We start from the raw sequence: 20,437 nt of genomic DNA, 5'->3' as shown, positions 1-20,437 counted from the left end.
GTGAGGAGATGCGGGGGTTCTCGTGGAGGCTAGTGATTCGGGCGGTTGAACTCGCCGTCGACCACACCGGCAGTGAAGGCGTCCCATTCGCCAGGTGTGAAGACAAGCGCTGGTCCAGCTGTGTTCTTGGAGTCACGGACACCAACATGATCGTTGTCGAGAAACGCGACCTCGACACATTCCTGAGCGCTGCCACTTCGGCTGCTCTTGAACCACTCGGCTCCGGACAGGTCGGCAGTCACCGGGTTAACTCCTTCGCGATCTCAAGGATGAGTTTCCTACTCTTCGTCTCATCCAGGGCCGAGCGTTCGACGTCGGCCAGTGCCCCATAGTACTTCTCCACTTCGGCGGGGTCGTCTATGTACAGAGCAGACCCCAGCGACGCCTCGATGTACACGACGGGCGGTTCCGACTCGCCCTGTAGCTTCATGCCAGCGAATTCGAGGATGCGGAACGACCCGACATCGGTTCCGCGATACGCACCGGCCGTGAGCGGCACCACACGTACCGAGACATTCGGGTGGCTCTTGCGGTCCGCCAAGTGGCGGAGTTGCGCTGCCATGACAGTGGGACCACCTACTACGCGGCGGACGACGGCTTCGTCCAGATAGACGACGACAGCAAGCACCGGCTTCTTGTCGAGCACGCCTTGGCGTTGCATCCGCAGCTCGACGCGACCGTCCACCTCATCGTCGGTGAGCCCTGGGTCGGACCTGATCACCGCTCGGGCATAGTCTTCGACCTGCAACAGGCCGGGTATCCGTGCCAACTCGTAGACGCGCAACGTCGATGCGGCGGCCTCCAAATCGATATAGATGTCGAAGTTCCCCGGAACGGCGTCGCCGAAGGCGAGCCACCATCCTTTCGCTTTCGCTTCCTGCACAAGCATTTTCAACGTGTCACCCATGTCGGCGGATGCGCCGTAGATTTCACACATCTTGTCGATGTGCCAGTTCTTGATCCGACAGGGACGGCCCGTCAGCATGCGCCAGACCACCTGATATGACAGCTCGAGCTCATCGGACACAGCTTTGACCGTAAGCCCGGATCGCTCATGAAGCCGGGTGAGGATCCGAGCCATCTGCCGGCGCGGCAGGGTGGAGCCACTTTCCATCTCGGGCATCGTGCTGACCCCTGACTCTCGTAGTGGGCGCTTGTTTCTGGAATAGACGGTAGTACTCAACTGGAAGAGTTGAAACGTTTATCCGGAATATTGCAGTTCAGCGTTTGTGCTGGTGTGCTAGACGTATGCCCCGGCACAGCAACAACCCCCTCACCAGAGGGCTCGGGGCGCACCTTCAGTCAACCGATGCGAACCGAGGTCTCCAGATGGACTACATAGCGTTCGGGGATACGCCGTTGTCCCGCTGTCACTTCTACCGGCGGGTGTGTGATCTGCCCGCGAACATCGACCCGCCGCACCTGGGTCGTATCGTCATGAAGGCCGAATACGTGTGGGGCGTGATCATGCCCGTCCCACTCGGACAGGCCGTGAAAGTTCATATGCAGCAACATGATTCGGATGTCGGTCCGGTGTTGTCGCATCCGCGCTCGGGCAGGTGGACATTTTTGATCCGGCCGGACTTGCCTGATGAGGTGAGCCTGTTCGCGGAGATGTTCCGGCTCGATGTCTCGGTAGTGCGGACCGGCGGCACGATCGCGTTGCCCTCACCAACGGACGAGTGTGTGGAGTTCCGGCGCTGGGTGGAACCGCCACGGTGCACGTTCCGGCCGTCGGGTCTTGTGGTGGTCGATTCGGTCCGCGCGTGTGCCGGGCAGCCATTACGACGGAGGGTTGTCGCCCGTGGCTGAGTGTGGATGTGGACCATGGATCACGGTGTCCATGTGTGGGCTCGGGCTGTCCGACCAGGACGGCAACGTGGCGTTCGTGACATGTCCGTCGCGGTTATGCTCTGGGCTGATTCCGGTGGTTGGTGGCCGCATCGGCGAGCATGACGCCCTAGTCGTGCACAGTCGTTGCCCTTGGATCGGGGTCGGCGTGGTCGATGATCGCGCCTCAGCACCGACCGTCACACGCAGCACCATCCAGGAGAGAGAAGCCGCATGATGAAGACGCCGCTGCCGTCGAAGGACATGGTGTTGCAGGCGTGCTCGGGCGCGGTGGTCATCCCGCATCCGGTTCTGGAAGCCGCCTACGAGTTGGCGAGCCTGCATGAGGCGCGAAGTGATGCGGCCGGTGATGCGGTCCGTGAGATCGACCGTGCGCGAGCAGGATTGGTGCACGATGTCGACTGCTGGGTGTCGGAGAAAAAGCCACCGGAGTCCAGGGCCGCGTATCGGCATACTGAGACCGTTGGCATGGTGGTCGATCGCATCGCCGAATTCTCGGTCGCCGCGCACGCCGCGCTTGTGGAGGGCGCATCGGAAATCCGACGACACTACGCGTCGCAGCGGCTCACCGAACTCGCCCTCGCCTACAGCGACTTGTCGTTCGAGATCTCCGCCGGTATCCGCCGACTGCCAGACTTCACTTACCCAGCGGCAGAAGAACATTCGAGCGAAGAGAACGCTCAGCGTGACGAGTCATAGACGGGCCGGTCGATGACGCGCTGATGCGGGGGCGATTGTGGTTGCCGGGCTAGGGCGTTTCAGTAGTGGTCGAGTCCGGCGCGGTGGTGTAGTTCGCTGGCGATGATCTCAGTTGATGCCGGGACAACGGTGGTGTCGTTGTTGTCGACCGTGATGAGGTAGCGGCCGGAGGCGGGGTGGTTCGGGCGGATGTCTATCCAGCTGAGGTAGGACGGTGGGTGTGGGCGTTGGGCGTGTAGGTTGCGTTCGATGCGCAGGTGTCCTTCGGCGGTACGGGGTAGGCGCAGCAGGCCGCGGATGCGTTCCTCGACGGGATGTTGTCCGCTGGCGGAGGTTACCCAGGACGTGGGTGGTTGCTCACCCCGGACGCGGGGGGTGTAGCCGGTCATCTTCCCGGCGGCCCCTGCGGGGGTTGCTGGCATGGTGGCGGCGATGTGTTGACCGAGGTGTGCACGTCGGGTGACGACCAGTTTGATATCGCCGCCGAAATCGGCTGTGGTGCCGGATTTTTGGAACAGGATTACGCCGAGGTCGGCGGTGGCTGCGCCGAGCGTGCGGACTCGCTGGTGGGAGTTGGTGGATCGGCCTTTGCATACGATTCGCAGGTCCGGGTTGGCGAGGACTCGTAGTGGTCCGGTGAGGTCTGCGTCGCCGTGGTGTGGGTACCGGGTGGTAATTGTGGCGGCCAGGCGTGCGTATTCGTCTGCGGTGGTGGGTGTTTCGATGATGCTGATGGGGTCTGGGTATTCGTCGAGTCCGGTTTCGCCCCATATCCACGCGAACACGTCAGGAGGGAAAACCCAGACCGTCTGCGTCTTCACCGGTCGTTGTTCGAATTCGGCTCGCCGGACTCCGGACCCGCGTGTTCGTCGTGGGCGGGTGTGCCGGGCTCGGGGTCCATATCCGGCGAAGTGTCGACATCCCAGCCGTATTGGGCGATGAGATCGTCAAGTCCGGGCCCCGATCCCGAGAATCGGCTGGATTCGGCTGTCGTTGGCTCCGCATTCGGTTCCGTGTCAGCCGGTTTCGGGTCGGCGACGCTCGATTGGGGTGTCGGCTCGGTAGACGCGGGAATAGGGGCGCTACTCGTCGCGGGCGCATTGACTGGCGGTGTCGCGGGGCTGGTGTCGGCGGTGATTCCCGGCGATGAACTGGTCGTGGTCGGATAGGTCGGCGCGGTGGGCTGATACCGGAGGAACGGGTCGTCATCAGAAGCGTTGGCGTCACCGATGACATCCACCGAACTGCCCAAGCCCTCTGTCCAGTCCTCTGCCACGCCCCGCAAGTAATCCGGAGCACGGTGTTCGCCCTCGTCCTCGCCGCCTTTTCGTCGCGCGCCAGCACCTGACGCACCCTGCGCCCCGACACCCGGACGTGTTGCCCCTGGAGTGACCGTGCCCGGCGATCCGGCACTGGGCGTGGTCGTGCCGGGCGTTCCCGGAAGCGAATAACCGGGGCCACCGAGCCGGGGGCTTGTCCCGGACCCGCCGGGGGTGCCGGTCCGCAACCCCGGCCCTGGACCGCCTGGTGTGAGGCTGGGGCTGTTGCCTACACCGGTAGGTGTGGTTGCTGTGCTCGGCGTGTTCGGCCCTCCTCCAGAGGTCAGGCCGGTGCCGTTGGGGTTCGTTCCGGCTGGCGTTGTACTGGTGGGGTTGGTGCCGGTCGGTGTTGTGCTTGTGGGAGTGGTGGCGTCCTGAGGCTGGCCGGACTGGGTTGCGGGCGGGTTACCGGAGGTGGGCGATCCAACGGTGCCGGAGCCTGTTCCAGCGCCACTGGAATTGGCGTTGCCTACGCCTTGGCTTTGATCGCCACCGATCTGCGGCACGGTCGCGTAGGTGGGCACGCCCGTCCCGGCGGGCGGGAACGTCGTCTTGTAAACCGTGTTCAGAGCCTGGATCGCGGCTTGGCGGGCTTGTGTCTGCGCGGTGTCGAGTTGGTCGGAGTAGTCGGGGTTGATCAGGCCGGGCAGTATCGACTGTCCGGGGTTATCAGGGTCCGGGGCAACAGTCACCGTCGTCGGCGGAGCCGGGACCGCGATGCGTACCGCTTCGGCAGCCCAGGACAGAGACTCCAGCCGACCACCCAAGGATTCGAATACCCGCCCGATCTGATTGGCGACGTGGGTGTACTGCTCCGAGGCAGCTTGGGCCGCCGCACCGCTTGTGCCCTGCCAAAGTCCGTTGCCGAAGACCCGATTCAACCCCACCAGGTTGAACGTGGAAGCGTTGACCAACTCCGAGTAGCAGTCGAACAGGGTCTGGCGCAGCCCACGCAACCCGGCCGCGTCCAAGCCGCCGCTACCGTCGGCCCCGCCATGCACGGCCGCATACATGGCCTCCAGTGTCATGCCTTCGAAGTGCTCCTCGGTGCGCACAAAGTCCGGGTCGGTGCCAGCACCGAGGCCGGTGAGTTCGGTATCCGCTCGCCCTGTGTGTGCCTGGACGTCAGCAGCCTTCTGCGCGGCAACCTGACTGTCGCGCTGATCCAGCAGATCCTGTATCCCCGGGATCGCTTCGGCGGGTCTGTCACGATCGCCCATATGTGCATCCCCCTGGATGAGCCGCAAGACCGGTATCTCTGGCAGGCAGATTAACACGGCGGCAACGCCGACAAGTCGCCACCGACGGGGGCGAATCACGTGCTGGGCGGCCCAATCTGAGCGCCCGGGGGGTGCGGGTGCGGGTGTTAATGTGGCCTGGTTCGTGAGTCGGTTCGAGTCGCCACCACCCGGGGGAACGCATGGGAACTTTGAAAGCCGATCTGGAAACCTTGGAGCAACTAGGCGCGCGGTTGCACAATCTGGCGGGCGACGCCGCGAAAGGTAGCTATTCACCTGGGGTGGTGAGGTTTTCGGTGGTCGGTGTGGTATGCGTGCGTGGTTATGGGGCGGCTGCGGGTGTGAGGGCAGGCGGTAGCCACGGACCGGTGGTGAACAGTTGGGTGAGGGCGTCGAGTTTGTCGAGGCCCCATTTATGGGCGGTGTCGAGGTAGGAAGTGACGATCGCGAAGTCGGTGATTCCCTGCAGGGTTCGCCATGCTCCACCACTGGTTCGTTGCTGTATTTTGACTGGTCGGAGCGTTCTTTCGGCTTCGTTGTTCGAAAACGGGACGGTCAGGTCGGTCGCGAACCGCAAGATCATGTCTTCGTAGCGGGTGAACCGGGCCACCAGCTTGCGGGCGTCGGCGGCCAAGGTAGTTTTCCGGTCACGGTTGTCGTCGCGGCCCAGCCCGATCGCACCGGCGTAGGCGCGGCGGATCCCGGTGAGGGTGTCGGCGTCGAGAGCCGATGCCTCAGCGGCGCGGGCCCGGCCAGCGGCGGTGTGGGCGTCGAGCAGGCAGTCGATCATCGCTTTCGCCCATACCTGCCCGGCTGGATCGGCATCGTGGATCGACCGCAAGTCGCGCAGCAGGTGCGCACCGCACCACGCGTGGGCCGCTTTGAGGTGCGCGTACCCGGCGTAGCCGTCGCGGACCAGTACCCCGGTGAACTCGCCGAGCACACCACCGGCATCAATATCGTCGGCGGAGCGGCCACCGACGTGCATCAACGTCAGATAGTCGGTGCAGGCGACGTGCACGTACTTCAACTCCGCGGCGGCGCGGCCGGTGGTTTCGTCGGCATGCAACACCGGCGCGGTGGCCAGCAGAGTTCGCATGTGGACGGAGAACTGTCGTTCCAGCAGCCGCGCGGCGCGGCCACGCACCCCTGCCAGCCAGCCGGTCGAAATATCGAGGCCGCACAGTGCGACGAACAGATCCCGGCTCCGCCCGATCGGTAGGTAATGCCCGCAGGTCAGCAACGCCGCCCGGGCCAGAGCCACCGGCCCGATCCGCACCGGCGACCCCGCCGCCGCGATCACCGCGACATGCTCGGGTGCCGCATCGGCCCAGTCACCGGCAGTCACTGTCCCGCACCCGCATTCGCGGGCGATACGCCGATACTCGGTGATCACCGGCGCCGCCGCCGGTGCCGTGTCCACGACCTGGCGGCGTTCGCAGGCGACCTCGGCGGCACCGTCGAGCGAACACGAACACCCCTGGCAGCGGGGCGGTTCCAACCGGATCGTGTGGTTCGGGTCATCGTGCAGTGGCCGCGACGTGCCTGCCGAGCCTTTCTGCTTACCCGCCGACCGCCCCGACCGGGTCCGCGACGACCGCTTCTTGGCCGGTTTCTTGTCATAGGGCGAGTCCGACCCCGACGACCACCCCGAGTTCGACGAATCCGCAGCCAACCGCCGCTCCAGCACTGCGATCCGATCCGCCTGCGCCGCAGCCTGTTCGGACTGCGACCCCACCAGCGCCTTCAACTCTGTGTTCTCCGAACCCAACTCCACATTCGCGGCCCGCAACTCCGCATTCGCGGCCCGCAACTCCGCATTCGCGGCCCGCAACTCCGCGTTCTCGGCCAGCACCACCCTCACCTGCGCCGTCAACTCGGCCACCCGCTCAACGAGCTGCTCAACCGACGACGCTCCAGACACCCCGCCACTATGCCCGACAGGCCATCACAATCCAACCGACACGCCATCAAACCCCAAGGGGGACAGCTGAATAGCTACCGCGAAAGTGCGACCGAATCGACCGGCAGGTGTCCACACCGACCCGGTCCTGGTGTCGGTGAAGGTCGGTGAGGAAATCACCAAGGATCTGCTCATGAATACCTTGCTGCCCACCGTCAAGGAACGCCTCGACGAAACCGGCGATGTGATGACCAACGTCGCCCGCCAATACAAGAACACCGACGACAGCAACGCCGACAAAATCATGGACCAGTATCGCCAGGCCACCGGCGACTGGAACGCGTGAGGCAACAGGCATGGACCCGCGGACCTTCATCAACACCGCCAAGCCCGAGACGCTCACCGAACTCGGCGACGCCTGGATCGGAATGGGCACCGACCTCGAAGGAATCTTCGCCCAATACCTCGACGCCGTCACCAAGGTCAACGGAACACACTGGGAAGGACGCTGCGCCGACGCAGCCCAAGCGCGCGCATCCAGCGACCAGAAAACGATGCAAACCCTCGCCGACAAGTTGGACGGCATCGGACAGCGGGCCAAGCAGGGCTACGACGAAATCAACGCACCGCTACGTCGTGCGCGGGGAGCCCTGATCGAAGCCGAGAATCGTCGCTACCTCATCGGCAGGACCCTGTCTCTCACCCACCCGGACAAGAATCCATCGGCCGAGGAAGCCCAGAAACTTCTCGATCTTCAGTCAGAACTCAACGACGCCGTCCGTTCGACGATGCAGGCCGACATCGCCGTACACAACGACCTCAACACCGCTCGCGCGGACCTACGGGCATCGTTCATTTCCGCCGCCGCCCTCGGGGCAGACCAAGCCACCAGTGACGGCAAGCAACTCGCGGACGACCCGACGAAGCTGAGTCCCGAAGCGACACAACGGCTTATCGAGTCAGGGCACCTCACACCCGAGCAACTCGCCGCACTGCAACGAGGCTACACCACCACCATCCCCGCATCGCAGATGGAATACCTGAACCAGATCAGCCGATCCCTCGACGGCAAAAACCCGGTGGAAATCCAGCAGATCATGAGCAAACTGCCACCGGACGCCCAGAAGGCATTCGCGAACTCGTTCCAGATCATCTCCAACCCCTCCGTCAACGCGGGGCCGGTGGCCGCCGAGGACAAACAACTGCCCAACGGCGGTAAGGGCGGGCTCAGCCAGGTGCCCAAATCCATGCAAGACGTGCTCACCCACCACTACAGCGTGTCGGGCAAACCCACGAACATCGGCGGACTCGGCCTGTACAAGGTGACCGAAATAATGAGCCAAGCCGACATGGGATCGATGCCCGGCAGCGAGATCAACAAAACGCTCTTGCAACGCGCCGCCGAGATCACTCCCCAGATCACGCCCCACACACAGATCACCGGCGACCAACGCCAAGGCTCAGCCGACGGACTCGCCCAGTACATGGTCAACACCGCAGGCGGTGACAAGGGGGCTGTGCACGACATCCTCAACGGCAACGGACTGGAGCCAGGAAACACCCGAGACAAGATCCTCGACCCGCTGATGCATCATCACTGGAACGACGACGGTGCCGCCGTCGGCAAAATGGTTTCCTGGATCGAAACCGACGCAACCTCCCCCGACACCGAGATCTCAAAACGTGCCGGTGAGGCAGCGCACGGGCTGGCACAGTACGTGTCCAATAATTCGTCCGGTCTCCTGCAACTCGACGGCGACCGGTCGCATTCGCTCGGTGAGGTCAATCCGCGTACAGTGCAGGGTTTATCGCACGCTCTAAGCCCCTACATCGGCAACCTGGCCGGGGTTTCCCGCGATTTCCTCAACACAAATGGGTTCGTCAACGACATCGATGATGGCGACAAGAGTGTCGCCCGCAAACACGCACAACAGATATTTGCGGTGATGAATACCGATCAGGACGCCGCGAAACATTTCAATAGTAATGCTCTACTCACGGCGCAACAGTTGCAGACCCAATGGACACAGTCGGTACTCCGAGATCCTTTGAACCCCGCCACCGAACTGGGGACACAGTCGGGGACCATTATGGGACTTGTCGACAAAGGTCTGGACCTCGAAGTCAATGCGCGGAAGGACGCCAAAATCGGAGATGCCATCCACGCGTTCGCTGATAAGGGAGCCGGGTACGACAGCCTCAAGGGAGTTGTTGGTACCGGGGTCAAGTTTGTGCCGGTCGTAAAAGACGTCTTCGGTCCCATGATTGATATGGGGAACAGCTACGCCAAGATGAATATGATCGGCATGGCCGCGTCGCCGCCGGAATCCGTCGCCCCGAATTTCGACAGCTCCCAGGATTTTGCCTCGTCTCGCCAGTTCTACCAGGTAGCGCAAGCGCTCGAGGGAGCGGACCAACATCTCGCTCATGATCCTCGCTACAACAAATTGTTCGATTCGAGCGGGCACCTACTGGACTACGACCAAGCAGTACACTCCGCTGGTGGACTCGCACAGTTCCATGGCGCGCTGGAAAACATCCTCAACACCTATCAGGGCGGGGCGTTGACGGATCATCTTCAAGACCTGTCGACAAATGTCATCAACGGCAGGACGGCCGTCAAATGAATAATCCCCGGGCAACTCAGACCGCAGCCGAGATCATACGCGTCAGCCGTATCCTCCTCGCGCCGCTGTTCGCCGTCACCCTGATTGCAGGATGTGACGGTCCACCAAAAAACACTCACACCGTGGAGGACTTCTGCAATCCGTGGCTGGACTTCTTCAAAACAGATCTGCAATTCGGAGATGTTCAACTCAATATTGAGGGTGACCCTAAAATGGCAATCTATGATGTCAAAATCGATGCTGGCTGTCGTTTTACACCCGGTCCTTCACCGCTCGGCCCCAGCTCCAATGCCACTTAGCTTGACGTGTTTTCGCAGGTCATCGGCATGATTGCGATGTAGTGCCAGCTGGTTGGTCTGTGAGACTGGTTGGTGTGGAGCGTTTTTGGGCGTGTCGGTGCCGGATCGTGTCGGTGCTGGGGTTAGCGTCGCCGACGTGGTGGATGTGGGTGCGGTGTCGTTGATCGATCAGGTGTCGTTGGGTGTGTTGACCGCTGTGGTGGACCGTGATGCGGTGGAGATGGCGATTTCCGAGCACGGCAAGGCGCCCAAGCGTCGTGGTGGGACGTTGCCGCCGCATTTGGTGATGTATTTCGTGGTCGCGTTGGCGTTGTTCGCAGGTGTGGACTACGAGGGGGTGATGCGGAAACTGGTTGGGCCGCTGCGGCTTTGGCGTTGTTGGGATCCGAAGTGGAGTTTGCCGACCTCGGGTGGGATCACCCAGGCCCGGCAGCGGCTGGGGTTCGAGCCGATGAAAACACTGTTCGAGCGGATCGCGGTGCCGGTGGCGTCGCGGCTGACCCTGGACGCGTTCTACGCGCGACGCAGGCTGGTCTCGATTGATGGCATGGTGTTCGACGTGGCCGACACCGAGGCCAACGCAACGGAATTCGGTAAACCGAGCAAGGGAGTGTTGCCACAGGCACGGGTGGTGACGTTGACCGAATGCGGCTCGCATGTGAGCCTGGGCGCGGTGATCGGGCCGGTCGTGGGCAAGGGCACCGGTGAACGCACCGCCGCGGCCGAACTGATCTGGTTACTCGAACCCGGCATGATGTTGGTGTGTGACCAGGGGTTCTACAGTTTCAAACTGTGGTGCCAGGGCGCCGACACCGACGCCGACCTGTTGTGGCGTCTCGGTGACATTATGGACCTGCCGATCGTGGACCGCCTCGGTGACGGCTCCTATGTGACACTGCTTTTCGCGCCCAAAACCCCGGCGAAAATGCGGGCCGAGCTGCTGGAGGCGGCCATAGCCGGGGAGGAGTTGGACTGGGACCGGACTCGTTTCGCCCGCGTCATCGAGTACGAGATCACCGACCGTGGCGAAGGCGGTGAGCTGATCTGCCTGCTCACCACCATCCTCGACCCGCACGAGGCACCCTCGCTGATCCTGGCCGAGGCCTATCACCAACGCTGGGAACACGAAGCCGCGAACAGGCAAATCAAGACGCAGCTCCGCGGCCCCGCCAAAACCCTGCGCTCGCAAACCCCGGACATGGTCCGCCAGGAAATATACGGATTCCTCATCGCCCACTACGCGATCTGCTCGCTGATCTGCCGGGCCGCGGTCGAGACCGGCATCGATCCCGACCGCGTGAAGTTCACCCAGACCGTCCGACTCGCCCGCGACACCATCGCAGGCCCGGACGGTTTTTCCCCCTGACCGCCAACTCGAGCTCCACACCGAACTCGCCGAACAGATCACCGCAAAACGCCACCTCAACCCCCGCCGCCACCGCTCCTACCCCCGCGTCGTCAAACGCGCCAGACACAACAGCTTCCGAGTAAAACGCAAGGCAGACAAGGGAACCCGTCACACCGGACCCGCTACCATCCGGCTGGCCAACCAAAGCTGCATCACGCCGACACAACGACGACCATCCGCAAAACCGCCGGTCACAGCTCTACAGGGGGCGAGCTAAGCGGCATTGGCCCCAGCTCCCCACTACGGGGACACGCAATGATCGCCCCCATCCGAGACGAGACCCCACCAATCGAAAGTATCGAATACCGAAATAAGAACGGAATAACATCCTTGCCTGGTTATTCCGTAGATATATGGGTTCACGATGAGCGCATTATCGGATCGAAAGATAGATATGGGGTACCGAATACGATGGGGGCAGTGAAGATTACAACCATAGTAGGCCAGCGGTTCGGGACGCTAGAGGTCACCAATGGGAACGACTCATTGGCAGTCACGGACGAGCAAATTGGGCACGCGGCCGAGCTCCTCATCCGCCTCACTCGCGAAATGGGCGCATAGCGCCTACTTGCTAGGAGGCATGGCTGACTCGACGACCCCAGCGATCTCCTGGACATGCCCACAAGCGCGCCAGTCTGTCAGTGCAGCGGTACTGTCCACCCTGACATCGATTGTTGCGTCCGGGCCCGTCATCACGACGTAGCAAGCTTCTGCTTCAGGGGATTCATAGGTAATCGCTTCGCGGCTGTTGACCTTCATTTCCGTCGCCGTGCTACCCTCACGTTTTCGGAACTCATCGAGAGTGACATTAGTGGAGGATATCGTCAGCGACCCCACTCGCAGCGAATCGCCAAGTATAGTTTGCTTGCGGTCGAAAGCACAGCTGATGAACGCATAGCCGTCGTGAACTTGATCGCTGCGTTTGCGGGTTGCCGGATCAAATCCCGCCTTGGTTATCGTGGCGTCACCAAATTCGATACATGGATCAAATTTGACTGGGCTGCGTCCATTGCTCGGCTGATCCGGTGCGGGCTTGACGGTTACGCCGATGACCGGTTTGCTTGTCGTGGCGGTGACCGGCTCCGCGGATTCTCCGCCGTTATTGCCGCTGGCGCAAGCGCCGACCAGAATGGCAGTCACGGCGACGACTGGAACAATGCATATATTTTTCATTTGGCCCCACTGTATTTTCCCAGCAGATTTCCAAGGAGTGCAGTCCTGTCTGCATTGGCCTTGTCGACTTCCGAAATCGCTTTGTCGGCACGCATATAGGCTTCCTGTAACTGCTTCGCACCTTCGATCAGCTGGTCGATTACGTCGACCCCTTCCGCCGCCTTTTTGACGAAACCATCTCGCAGTTCCAGCCCGGACGGGAACCCACCGAACCCTTTGGCGTCCTTGACAGTGTCGAGCTTCTGTCGAATGACCGTCAGGTGGGTAATCATCTGGCTATACAGCCGAACCGCCTCCCGGACGGCCTCCGGATCGAATTGGATGGCTCCGGCTCGTGCTGCTTCGTTGAATGCCGCGATCTGCGTTTGGCCGTAGTCGACGTTCATTTTAGCCATCGTTGCCCCCCAATCGAGTGTCTTGAGCGAGAGTATCAGCCTTGCAGCCGGGGAAGTTGCCGCAGAACGGACACGACATCACCCCGGCAGCATCCGAGTGGCGGGGTCGTGCGGTCAGCCCCGCTCGGCGGTCCTCGGGGCAGTCCTGGAGACGCCCCCCTGTCGAAGGGTTCCCGTTCTGTATCCCAGTCCGGTTGTTGGAAAACGGGGCGGATCCGGGAGTCGAAGAGTGCAAGGAACACCACTCGGGGCCACCCGGTCCCGGGTGGCCCGTTCTTCGTCCCGGTCTGGGTGTCGGAAACGGGCCGGTTTTCCGGAGTTCATTCATACAGGCGTCTGCCCGAGGGCGTCCGAAAAGAGGAGACCGACGATGAAGAGCCAGAACAACCCCCACCAGCCCAAGACCCAGCATCAGCGGCAGGAGATGTTGCCAGAAGTGTCGTGGCTCGATCTCGCGGAGTCGCGGTTGCGGGAGCTGGTAAGTGTTCAGGAGTGTCCGCCGCCGGAGCTGGTGCGGCTGCTGGGCGGGCCGGTCGGTGAGCTGCAGGCGGGTGCTGCGCCCGGCGCGGGCAGATCCACCCAGTCCTTGCCGTATGCAGATACGGCGTACAGCGTCGGGAACGGACCTGGCCCGGGTGGTCGGTAGACGTCGGCTGCTACAAAGCCGCCGTCTCTGGTGGGTATCCGTACATCCCGCTCGACAACGACGGAGCCCTCGCGTATCTCTTCTTCCAGCAGCTTGGCCATGTCTACTCCTGTCCATGTTCGTTGAGCATCGGTCGTCAGCCTTGCAGGCAGAGCGCAACGGCTGAAGCGATGAAAGCGCCGGTCACCACGACGGTCCGCTTGGGTTTGTTCTCGCAGGCTTCCATGTCTCCATCATCGAACGAGCGTTCAGCGCGGGGTCGCGACCGCGCTGTGGGAGTCACGCCGCGGCGAGCCCGACGCACAGTGCAGCAAGTGCGACGGTCTGCAGCGCGACGCGCCCGTTGATGACTGAGTCCCAGCGGGCCTGGAGTTGACGAGCGTCGCCCGGCACCCGGTCGGCGACTGCCGCTGCGGTCAGCGCTGTGTTCACAGGCTTGCTGATCCGGGTGTAGAGCCCTAGGAAGACGATCAGTGCGAGTGTGGCGAGCGCCCCGGCCGCGGTGCTCACCCAGTGCCCGCTCGCGGCGGCGAGCGCGGCCATTGCCACGGCGGCGATCAGGCCGCCGATGCCGATCGCCGCGAACCGGCGGTCGGCGATGCGGTGGACGTGGCCGAGCAGCTGGGTGAGGGTGCGATCATCGACCGCGGCGATGGCGGGGCGCAGGACGATCGCGCCGAAGACGTCGGTGCCGTAGATGACGGCGTTGGCGAGGATCGCGAGGCCGGCGAGGATTTCGATGAGAGTGCGCATCAATGGGTCTCCTGGTGGGTGAGCATGCGGTGGGCGAGGTCGAGCCGGGCCTGCACCTGGCTCGACCGTAGGCGTCCGCTGGCCTGGAGGGTGGCCAGGCCGTGTAGTGCCGACCAGGCGACCTCCGCCCGGGTGCCGTCGGCATCCGGGAATGCGTCGCGGATGCCCGAGAACGCATGCCGGAGCGGTTCGGGGGTGTCGTCGGCCGCGAAGGCCAACCCCGAGGGCATCGAGAACATCGCCTCATAGACCCGGGGGTGCGTGGCGGCGAAGTCGAGGTAGGCACGCATCCGCGCCATGGGCGAGGCGTCCACCGCCTCGAGCACCGCGGCGACGTCACTGAAGCCGTTGAGCGCCACCGCGTCGATGAGCGCCTGGCGGCTGGCGAAGGCCGAGTAGAGCACCGGCTGGGTGACGCCGAGCTCTCCGGCGAGGCGGCGCATCGTGACGGCGGCCCAGCCGTCGGACTCGGCGAGGTCTCGGGCGGCGCGGATGACCTGATCGCGTCTCAGGTCGAGATCTGGAGCCGGTCTAGGGGACATGACCCATAGACTAGCATGGTTATATAACGTTGTTAGACCAATCTGGAAGGACCGTTCACCATGCATCTCACCGCGCTACTGGTCGCGCTCATCGGTTGTGTCGCCGCCATCGCCATCGGCAGCCGCTTCCTCCTGACGCCTCGGCAGGCGACGCTCGCCTTCGGTGTCGCCGCAGACAATCTCCGCGCCCTGACCGAGATCAAGGGCGTCCGCGACATCACCTCCGGGGCGGTGCTGCTCGTGGTCTGGGCCGCCGCCGGCCGCACGGCGTTCGGCTGGGCGCTGATCGCCGCGGCGATCACACCAACCGCGGACGCGCTGATCGTGCTCACCAACGGCGGGAAGCTCTCTACCGCGCTGGGCATCCACGGGCTCACTGCTGGCCTGCTCGTCGCGGCAGGCATCGTTCTGGCGCTGGGGTGAGCGACGCGACCGATGACTGAACCCTGCTGCTCACCGCCGGATGAAGTATGGATAGCACCGCGACGCTTTGGCCGCTGACGCGCTGGAGCCCGGCCCAGATCAGGACATTGATGTGCTCGGGGTGGACGATGTCTGCGGACATGGTTTTCCTTTCGGTTGATGACCGGCTCGGGTGCCGGTCGGCCCAGGTGCGGTGCGACCGTTGGGGTGGCGTTGTCAGACCCCGGAGAGTCCGGGGTGGATGCAGCAGGGTTTTCGGCCCGCGCTCACCGAGCGCGCAGCGCCCTGGGGCGAGCTTGCATAGGGCCGAAAGGTCACTCGGCCTGCGGAATCCGCGACGGGCGTGGGTTGACAACATCGGGGTCCTCGACGGTCATGCTGAGGTGCCCCAGCTGCCGACCGGTCGCCCTCGTCGCACTTGCTCCGATGCCTGCCGTCAGCGTGCGCTCCGGAAGTGCCGTGTCACTGAGCCGGAACCGGCCTCGGTCAGCGAAGCACAGGACGACTTAACGCTTTTCGCGTAAGCCGGTTCGTGTAACCAACGTCATGGAACACCACAACTAGCAGGTAACGGCGAGTGTGTGGAGGGAAGGCTTTCCGCGACGCCGGGTTCGACGTGGCCTGTCCGACGCTGGCAGGTCACGGGACGACACCCGACGACCTCGAAGCGTCGGGGCGCGATGAATGGATCGGCTCGGCCGAACAAGCACTCGAACAGTTGCAAGCCAAGCATTCTCGGGTCTTCGTCGTGGGACATTCCATGGGGGCCACGTTGGCCCTGCAATTGGCCGCCACGCATCGCGACATCGCAGGGTTGATCCTGATGGCGCCTTCGGTCAAGGCCGCCAGCCACGCTAGCAGCCGCGGTTCTCGGCCGTTGGCGTCGTTGACTGCCCCAGCAGCCGATGGCGGTCATGGATCCCTCGACTCGCGACGATCCCAACCTGCGCGGTCACCCGCGCATACCTGTTCGCGCGTTGCGGGAGAATCTGCGACTGACGACAGACACACGCAGGGGTCTGGCAAGCGTGACCGTTCCAGCGCTGCTGGTGGAAGGTCGACACGATCCCCTCGTGGCACGAGGCAGCGCCCACTCCATCGCGGCGGCGATCGCCAGCTCGACGAAGTTCGTCGTCACCGCCCACCGAAGCAGCCACGGACTGCCAGTCGACTACGACAAAGACCATGTTCACAAGCTTGCCCTCGGCTTCATCGCCGAAACAACCGATTTGAAGAAGCTGGTGCGGGCGCTCGTGAGCCACGTCCAGGCGCAGCGCGACTGCGAGGCGCGGGAACACTGAAATCGTAGGCTATGTCGATGTGCTCCGAAACAGGCTAGGCGACTTTGACGCTCCAATCACCAACGTGGGCAACGACATCCAGGGTTCCTCCGAGCGCGACGATGTAATCACGAACCAAATCCATGGACGTGATCTTGCCGTGCTCGATCTGCGATACCCTGGCCTGCGAAACTCCCGTCCGCTCAGCGACCTGGGCCTGCGTCGCCCCGCACTGCTTGCGCAGTTCGGCGAGCTGGTGTCCGCGCTGCTCCGCGCGCATCTGCTCGCGGCTCTCGTCCCGCGCTGCGACGCGCTCTGGGGAATCCCATGTCGGGTCGATTTCACGAGCTCGACGCTTCGCCTCTTCCCAAAGCACACCCTTCATGACTCCTCCTTCGTTACTCGGTAGTCCTTATAGCGCTGTTCGGCGAGGGGGATCGCATCTCGGTACCAACGATTCCACTGGCCGGACTTGTCCCCGGCGACCAAGACGATCGCCTCTCGCGTTGGGTCGAAGACGAACAGCATCCTGATCTCGGAACCCGCCGGGGTTCGAGGGCGAAGCTCTTTGAGGTTGTGCAGGGCTTTGCTGGACTGGATCCGATCGACTAACGGTCTTCCCAGTTCCGGTCCACGCTCGGCCAGTTCGTCCAGTGGCCCGTCCCCAATGAATGAGACCGCTCGGTATTAGAGTCCTGTTGGCCCTGGTAGGGGCCAGAAGGGACGATTGGGATCATGGCTGGAGGACGGAAGCGGCATTCCGCGGAGGAGATCGTGCGGAAGCTGCGCCGTGCCGATGAGCTGGCCGCGGCCGGTAAGTCGGGCGAGGAGATCGCCGCAGAGCTGGAAGTGTCGGCGGCGACGTTGTACAACTGGCGCCGCTCTTACGGCGGTATGGATACCGATGCGGCGAAGGAGCTCAAGGAGCTGCGGGAGCAGAATTCCCGGCTCAAGCGGCTGCTGGCCGAGGCGGAGCTGGAAAAGGACGCCCTGCGGGAGATCAGCCGGGGAAAATTCTGAGCCCAGCGTCCAAGCGCCGTGCCGTCGACATGCTCACAGCAGTGAAGGGCGTGTCGGAACGGTTCGCGTGCAAGGTCGTTGGGCTTGCTCGTTCGACGTATCGGCGGCTGCCCCTCGCGCAGACCCCGGATGATCCGGACGCCGGTTTGCGGGCCTGGCTGCGCTCGTATGCTACGAAGAACCCGTGTCACGGGTTCCGGCGGGCGTGGGCGCGGTTGCGGTTCGACGAGGGCAGCTCGGTGAACAAGAAGAAGGTGCATCGGCTCTGGCGGGAGGAAGGGCTGCAGGTGCGTGAGCACCAGCCGCGTAAACGGGCCGGCGTTTCGTCGATGCCGCCGGTCGATGCGGATGCACCGAAGGTGGTGTGGGCGTTGGATTTTCAGTTCGATTCCACCATCGACGGCAGAGCGGTGAAGATCGCGTCGATGGTCGATGAACACACCCGTGAATCACTATTGCATCTGGTTGAACGCTCGATCACCGCCGAGCGGCTCGTCACCGAGCTCGAGAAGGTCTTCACCACTCATGGTGGGTCGCCGACGGTGTTGCGGATGGACAACGGGCCGGAAATGATTTCCCATGCGCTGCAACAGTTTTGCGCAAACCGGGTCGGGATCATCTACATCCCACCGGGCACGCCGTGGAATAACGGATTCGTCGAATCGTTCAACCGTCGGCTGCGCAAAGAATGCCTCGACCGGAACCACTGGACAAGCCTGCTCGAAGCCCGCGTCGTCATCGGCGACTACAAGGTAGACCACAACCGACGACATCGACATTCGGCGCTGGGCTATCTGACCCCGGCCGAGTACGCTGCCCGCTGCAGCCACAGCCACCACCCGGTGGCCTGCGGCATCAACTGAATACGGATCGAAAACAACCTGGCTCTAAAACCGGGTGGTTCCGTCATCGGGGACCGGTCACCAGCGCTTCCTCAATCTTGTCGGCGATCATCGGCTCGTTCTTCACCAGGTTGGGGAACCAGTCGTTGACTAGCTCAAGTAGCAGGATGCTCCCTTATGCCGGTCGGGGTTCGATGCAGCATCAGGGACATCCTGGGAATCGAACCGCCGTCCGTGCAAATCCACAGGTACAAGCACCATTCACCATGCGACTCGATCCAGTCACCGGAAAAGAAGAACCCGCAGGTCCTTGACCTGCGGGTTCCCGTGAAGTGGAGCTGCCGGGAATCGAACCCGGGTCCTCCGCCGCGTCTTCAGGGCTTCTCCGTGTGCAGTTCGCTAGGTCTCTGCTCGGATCTCCGGGTCTCGCGAACAAGCTCGGATGACGATCCCAGTCACTGTTTGATGTCCCATCCGACTCCGTGACCGAGCCGGACGGTAATTCCCTCTAGCTGATGCCAGTACCCGGGTCGAGGGACGAACCCGGACTGACAGAGACGACCTGGCTACTTAGGCAGCGAGGGCGTACTCGCGCTGATTGGAATCGGCGCTTAATTGGTTGCAACGACGCTTACGGTGGTCTCTTGCCTGCACCGACACGCTTCCCCTAAATCTACGTACGCAGTCGAAACCGTTCAGCCCCGTACGTCCCGACACCTTGCCGGCTAGTCATGTTAACACTCACCGATACCTGGTTCATCCCCTTATCTGCAGCGCCGCGCGAACGGTCAGTTCACCGCGATGAGCGCGACCGCGGCGAGGACGAGCACCATGCCGACCTGCTGCAGGCGCCCGACGCGCGCGCCGAGCAACACCATGGCCAGCAGCACGGTCGCGGCCGGGTAGAGCGAGCCGATGACGCTCACCAGCGACAGCAGCGACCCGTGGAAGGCGTACAGCAACGCCGCGTTGGCGACGGTGTCGAGCACGCCGACGTAGGCCGCCAATCGCAGCGGTTCGCCGTGCAGCGTCTGGAATTCCCCGGCCGCCAGCGCGGTCAGCCACACCACCAGGGTGGCCGCACCTCGCTGCGCGAGCAGTGGCCGCAGGCCGGCGCTCGCGTGTGTTTCGTGCAGGAAGAAGAACGCGAAACCGAAGGCCGCGCCCGATCCGACGGTGAACAACGCGCCTCGCCGCCAGCAGCGCAGCGGTCACCGCATGCCTTTGATCCGCCGCCCTAGCTCGCGGGTGACCTCGCGCTCAGCGGTGCGCTTGGCCAAATCCTGCCGCTTGTCGTAGTCCTGCTTGCCCTTGGCCAGCGCGAGTTCGACCTTCACCTTGCCGTCGGAGAAGTACATCGACAGCGGCACCAGCGTCTGATTGCCTTCGCGCGACTTGCCGACCAGCCGCTCGATCTCGCGCTTGTGCAGCAGCAACTTGCGCACGCGGCGCGGCGAATGGTTGGTCCAGGTACCGTGGCTGAACTCCGGAATGTGCAGCCCGCGCAGCCACACCTCACCGTTGTCGACCGTCGCGAAGGCGTCCACCAGCGAGGCCTTCCCCTCGCGCAGGCTCTTGACTTCGGTACCGACCAGCGCGATCCCGGCCTCGTAGGTGTCCAGGATCGTGTAGTCGTGCCGCGCCCGGCGGTTGGTCGCGATGACCTTGCGCCCCTGTTCCTTCATAACGAGAAGCTTAAAGCGACGCCGCAAGGAGATTATTCCAGGTCATCGGGCGGCGACCGGCGACGTCGAGCGCGTCAGTGGCCGGGCTGGACCACGAAGTACAGCACGAGCAGCGCGAGGAAGGCGGCCACCAGCAATAACGTGGACGTACGCGGCAGTCGGTGCCGACCGAATGGCCGGGGTGGCGGGCGGCGCAACCACATCGATTCCACGGACGGGTCGATGCCGCTGGGTCGGTAAGGCGGTGGATCTCCCGGGTCTTGCGCCGGGAGGTCGAAGGACAGCGACCCATCGTCGGTGGGGCCGTCACGGTGAGACATAACCAGCACGGTAG

23 protein-coding genes, 1 other RNA gene and 2 pseudogenes are annotated in these 20,437 nt (G+C 63.4%); 10 read left to right on the top strand and 16 right to left on the bottom strand.

The features are described 5' to 3' along the window. Positions 1 to 29 precede the first annotated feature (29 nt). Together ACV7NQ_RS24905 and ACV7NQ_RS24900 are read right to left on the bottom strand one after the other, a co-directional pair. The gene (locus ACV7NQ_RS24905; protein WP_463361846.1) at positions 30 to 242 is read right to left on the bottom strand and encodes a DUF397 domain-containing protein; all 213 of its coding nucleotides are present in this window, start codon (positions 240 to 242) and stop codon (positions 30 to 32) included. Then, on the bottom strand, positions 239 to 1,081 hold the full coding sequence (locus ACV7NQ_RS24900; protein WP_463365808.1) for a helix-turn-helix domain-containing protein: 843 nt from the start codon (positions 1,079 to 1,081) through the stop codon (positions 239 to 241). Before ACV7NQ_RS24900 ends, ACV7NQ_RS24905 begins: the two co-directional genes overlap by 4 nt. 248 nt (positions 1,082 to 1,329) lie before the next feature. Between ACV7NQ_RS24900 and ACV7NQ_RS24895 the strand changes: the two genes are divergently transcribed. Beyond that, positions 1,330 to 1,812 (top strand): DNA-directed RNA polymerase subunit beta, encoded by a 483-nt coding sequence (locus tag ACV7NQ_RS24895; RefSeq protein ID WP_463361845.1) that lies wholly within the window; start codon positions 1,330 to 1,332, stop codon positions 1,810 to 1,812. A 252-nt stretch (positions 1,813 to 2,064) separates the two neighbouring features. Further along, a complete protein-coding gene (locus tag ACV7NQ_RS24890) occupies positions 2,065 to 2,550 on the top strand; it encodes a DUF4254 domain-containing protein (RefSeq protein ID WP_463361844.1) in 486 nt (161 codons plus the stop codon). A 59-nt stretch (positions 2,551 to 2,609) separates the two neighbouring features. Here the strand turns inward: ACV7NQ_RS24890 and ACV7NQ_RS24885 are convergent, their stop codons facing one another. The 3 genes from ACV7NQ_RS24885 to tnpC form a co-directional block, all read right to left on the bottom strand. Further along, positions 2,610 to 3,371 carry an ESX secretion-associated protein EspG gene (locus ACV7NQ_RS24885; RefSeq protein WP_463361843.1) on the bottom strand — a complete coding sequence of 254 codons (762 nt, stop codon included), beginning with the start codon at positions 3,369 to 3,371 and terminating at the stop codon, positions 2,610 to 2,612. Then, complete coding sequence (locus tag ACV7NQ_RS24880; RefSeq protein ID WP_463361842.1) at positions 3,368 to 5,089, bottom strand: hypothetical protein; 1,722 nt, start codon at positions 5,087 to 5,089, stop codon at positions 3,368 to 3,370. Before ACV7NQ_RS24880 ends, ACV7NQ_RS24885 begins: the two co-directional genes overlap by 4 nt. A gap of 340 nt (positions 5,090 to 5,429) precedes the next feature. Continuing rightward, the gene (gene tnpC / locus ACV7NQ_RS24875; RefSeq protein WP_463365536.1) at positions 5,430 to 6,920 is read right to left on the bottom strand and encodes an IS66 family transposase; all 1,491 of its coding nucleotides are present in this window, start codon (positions 6,918 to 6,920) and stop codon (positions 5,430 to 5,432) included. A gap of 196 nt (positions 6,921 to 7,116) precedes the next feature. Here tnpC and ACV7NQ_RS24870 point away from each other — a divergent pair, with 196 nt between their 5' ends. The 4 genes from ACV7NQ_RS24870 to ACV7NQ_RS24855 all read left to right on the top strand — a co-directional run bounded on the left by ACV7NQ_RS24870 (position 7,117) and on the right by ACV7NQ_RS24855 (position 11,302). Beyond that, positions 7,117 to 7,356, top strand: a complete 240-nt coding sequence (locus ACV7NQ_RS24870; RefSeq protein WP_463361841.1) for a hypothetical protein — start codon at positions 7,117 to 7,119, stop codon at positions 7,354 to 7,356. A gap of 10 nt (positions 7,357 to 7,366) precedes the next feature. After that, a complete protein-coding gene (locus tag ACV7NQ_RS24865) occupies positions 7,367 to 9,637 on the top strand; it encodes a TPR repeat domain-containing protein (protein ID WP_463361840.1) in 2,271 nt (756 codons plus the stop codon). Then, positions 9,634 to 9,936, top strand: coding sequence for a hypothetical protein (locus tag ACV7NQ_RS24860; protein ID WP_463361839.1), 303 nt, complete (start codon positions 9,634 to 9,636; stop codon positions 9,934 to 9,936). Before ACV7NQ_RS24865 ends, ACV7NQ_RS24860 begins: the two co-directional genes overlap by 4 nt. 91 nt (positions 9,937 to 10,027) lie before the next feature. Further along, on the top strand, positions 10,028 to 11,302 hold the full coding sequence (locus ACV7NQ_RS24855; RefSeq protein ID WP_463365544.1) for an IS4 family transposase: 1,275 nt from the start codon (positions 10,028 to 10,030) through the stop codon (positions 11,300 to 11,302). 606 nt (positions 11,303 to 11,908) lie between these two features. Here the strand turns inward: ACV7NQ_RS24855 and ACV7NQ_RS24850 are convergent. The 5 genes from ACV7NQ_RS24850 to ACV7NQ_RS24830 form a co-directional block, all read right to left on the bottom strand. Next, positions 11,909 to 12,517: a DUF3558 family protein gene (locus tag ACV7NQ_RS24850; protein WP_463361838.1), complete on the bottom strand. Its 609-nt coding sequence runs from the start codon at positions 12,515 to 12,517 to the stop codon at positions 11,909 to 11,911. Then, on the bottom strand, positions 12,514 to 12,903 hold the full coding sequence (locus tag ACV7NQ_RS24845; RefSeq protein WP_463361837.1) for a hypothetical protein: 390 nt from the start codon (positions 12,901 to 12,903) through the stop codon (positions 12,514 to 12,516). Before ACV7NQ_RS24845 ends, ACV7NQ_RS24850 begins: the two co-directional genes overlap by 4 nt. Before the next feature lie 495 nt (positions 12,904 to 13,398). After that, positions 13,399 to 13,659, bottom strand: coding sequence for a hypothetical protein (locus ACV7NQ_RS24840; protein ID WP_463361836.1), 261 nt, complete (start codon positions 13,657 to 13,659; stop codon positions 13,399 to 13,401). A gap of 178 nt (positions 13,660 to 13,837) precedes the next feature. Continuing rightward, entirely contained in the window at positions 13,838 to 14,311 is a 474-nt protein-coding gene (locus ACV7NQ_RS24835) for a DUF1772 domain-containing protein (RefSeq protein WP_463361835.1), read from the bottom strand. Further along, positions 14,311 to 14,853 (bottom strand): TetR/AcrR family transcriptional regulator, encoded by a 543-nt coding sequence (locus tag ACV7NQ_RS24830; RefSeq protein WP_463361834.1) that lies wholly within the window; start codon positions 14,851 to 14,853, stop codon positions 14,311 to 14,313. Before ACV7NQ_RS24830 ends, ACV7NQ_RS24835 begins: the two co-directional genes overlap by 1 nt. Before the next feature lie 60 nt (positions 14,854 to 14,913). On the opposite strand from ACV7NQ_RS24830, the gene ACV7NQ_RS24825 reads away from it, so the two are divergent. The 3 genes and pseudogenes from ACV7NQ_RS24825 (at position 14,914) to ACV7NQ_RS24815 (ending at position 16,577) form a co-directional block, all read left to right on the top strand. After that, the gene (locus ACV7NQ_RS24825) at positions 14,914 to 15,276 is read left to right on the top strand and encodes a DUF4267 domain-containing protein (protein WP_463361833.1); all 363 of its coding nucleotides are present in this window, start codon (positions 14,914 to 14,916) and stop codon (positions 15,274 to 15,276) included. Between the two features lie 577 nt (positions 15,277 to 15,853). After that, a pseudogene (locus ACV7NQ_RS24820) lies at positions 15,854 to 16,198 on the top strand (alpha/beta hydrolase); the annotation flags it as partial. Next, positions 16,182 to 16,577, top strand: coding sequence for a serine aminopeptidase domain-containing protein (locus ACV7NQ_RS24815; protein WP_463361832.1), 396 nt, complete (start codon positions 16,182 to 16,184; stop codon positions 16,575 to 16,577). The pseudogene ACV7NQ_RS24820 and the gene ACV7NQ_RS24815, both read left to right, overlap by 17 nt. 34 nt (positions 16,578 to 16,611) lie before the next feature. Here the strand turns inward: ACV7NQ_RS24815 and ACV7NQ_RS24810 are convergent, their stop codons facing one another. Together ACV7NQ_RS24810 and ACV7NQ_RS24805 are read right to left on the bottom strand one after the other, a co-directional pair. Next, the gene (locus ACV7NQ_RS24810; RefSeq protein WP_463361831.1) at positions 16,612 to 16,941 is read right to left on the bottom strand and encodes a helix-turn-helix domain-containing protein; all 330 of its coding nucleotides are present in this window, start codon (positions 16,939 to 16,941) and stop codon (positions 16,612 to 16,614) included. Then, positions 16,938 to 17,201 (bottom strand): type II toxin-antitoxin system RelE/ParE family toxin, encoded by a 264-nt coding sequence (locus ACV7NQ_RS24805; RefSeq protein WP_463365807.1) that lies wholly within the window; start codon positions 17,199 to 17,201, stop codon positions 16,938 to 16,940. The genes ACV7NQ_RS24810 and ACV7NQ_RS24805 overlap by 4 nt, the downstream gene beginning before the upstream one ends. A 90-nt stretch (positions 17,202 to 17,291) precedes the next feature. On the opposite strand from ACV7NQ_RS24805, the gene ACV7NQ_RS24800 reads away from it, so the two are divergent. Further along, positions 17,292 to 18,439, top strand: a protein-coding gene (locus ACV7NQ_RS24800; protein ID WP_463358517.1) for an IS3 family transposase whose coding sequence is annotated in 2 segments (ribosomal slippage) — positions 17,292 to 17,562 and positions 17,562 to 18,439 — 1,149 coding nt in all. Because the reading frame shifts where the segments join, the coding sequence is not laid out codon by codon here. 309 nt (positions 18,440 to 18,748) lie between these two features. On the opposite strand, the gene ssrA is transcribed toward ACV7NQ_RS24800, so the two are convergent. The 4 genes and pseudogenes from ssrA to ACV7NQ_RS24780 all read right to left on the bottom strand — a co-directional run bounded on the left by ssrA (position 18,749) and on the right by ACV7NQ_RS24780 (position 20,423). Further along, positions 18,749 to 19,121, bottom strand: a transfer-messenger RNA (tmRNA) gene (gene ssrA, locus ACV7NQ_RS24795). 85 nt (positions 19,122 to 19,206) lie between these two features. After that, positions 19,207 to 19,626 (bottom strand): annotated as a pseudogene (locus ACV7NQ_RS24790) (EamA family transporter); the annotation flags it as partial. Between the two features lie 3 nt (positions 19,627 to 19,629). Then, complete coding sequence (smpB, locus tag ACV7NQ_RS24785; RefSeq protein WP_463361830.1) at positions 19,630 to 20,103, bottom strand: SsrA-binding protein SmpB; 474 nt, start codon at positions 20,101 to 20,103, stop codon at positions 19,630 to 19,632. A 74-nt stretch (positions 20,104 to 20,177) separates the two neighbouring features. Further along, a complete protein-coding gene (locus ACV7NQ_RS24780) occupies positions 20,178 to 20,423 on the bottom strand; it encodes a hypothetical protein (protein ID WP_463361829.1) in 246 nt (81 codons plus the stop codon). Positions 20,424 to 20,437 lie beyond the last annotated feature (14 nt).

The organism is Nocardia sp. Tas62D01 (assembly GCF_055232035.1).
Note: the sequence above shows the minus strand (reverse complement) of the source record. Positions and strands in the feature narration are given on the sequence as shown.

Bases quoted from the DNA above. Each gene is read 5' to 3' on its own strand.
- ACV7NQ_RS24900 (WP_463365808.1), bottom strand. From the start codon at position 1,081: ATGGCTCGGATCCTCACCCGGCTTCATGAGCGATCCGGGCTTACGGTC.
- ACV7NQ_RS24895 (WP_463361845.1), top strand. From the start codon at position 1,330: ATGGACTACATAGCGTTCGGGGATACGCCGTTGTCCCGCTGTCACTTC.
- ACV7NQ_RS24890 (WP_463361844.1), top strand. From the start codon at position 2,065: ATGATGAAGACGCCGCTGCCGTCGAAGGACATGGTGTTGCAGGCGTGC.
- ACV7NQ_RS24880 (WP_463361842.1), bottom strand. From the start codon at position 5,089: ATGGGCGATCGTGACAGACCCGCCGAAGCGATCCCGGGGATACAGGAT.
- ACV7NQ_RS24865 (WP_463361840.1), top strand. From the start codon at position 7,367: ATGGACCCGCGGACCTTCATCAACACCGCCAAGCCCGAGACGCTCACC.
- ACV7NQ_RS24860 (WP_463361839.1), top strand. From the start codon at position 9,634: ATGAATAATCCCCGGGCAACTCAGACCGCAGCCGAGATCATACGCGTC.
- ACV7NQ_RS24850 (WP_463361838.1), bottom strand. From the start codon at position 12,517: ATGAAAAATATATGCATTGTTCCAGTCGTCGCCGTGACTGCCATTCTG.
- ACV7NQ_RS24845 (WP_463361837.1), bottom strand. From the start codon at position 12,903: ATGAACGTCGACTACGGCCAAACGCAGATCGCGGCATTCAACGAAGCA.
- ACV7NQ_RS24840 (WP_463361836.1), bottom strand. From the start codon at position 13,659: ATGGCCAAGCTGCTGGAAGAAGAGATACGCGAGGGCTCCGTCGTTGTC.
- ACV7NQ_RS24835 (WP_463361835.1), bottom strand. From the start codon at position 14,311: ATGCGCACTCTCATCGAAATCCTCGCCGGCCTCGCGATCCTCGCCAAC.
- ACV7NQ_RS24830 (WP_463361834.1), bottom strand. From the start codon at position 14,853: ATGTCCCCTAGACCGGCTCCAGATCTCGACCTGAGACGCGATCAGGTC.
- ACV7NQ_RS24825 (WP_463361833.1), top strand. From the start codon at position 14,914: ATGCATCTCACCGCGCTACTGGTCGCGCTCATCGGTTGTGTCGCCGCC.
- ACV7NQ_RS24815 (WP_463361832.1), top strand. From the start codon at position 16,182: ATGGCGGTCATGGATCCCTCGACTCGCGACGATCCCAACCTGCGCGGT.
- ACV7NQ_RS24810 (WP_463361831.1), bottom strand. From the start codon at position 16,941: ATGAAGGGTGTGCTTTGGGAAGAGGCGAAGCGTCGAGCTCGTGAAATC.
- smpB (WP_463361830.1), bottom strand. From the start codon at position 20,103: ATGAAGGAACAGGGGCGCAAGGTCATCGCGACCAACCGCCGGGCGCGG.
- ACV7NQ_RS24780 (WP_463361829.1), bottom strand. From the start codon at position 20,423: ATGTCTCACCGTGACGGCCCCACCGACGATGGGTCGCTGTCCTTCGAC.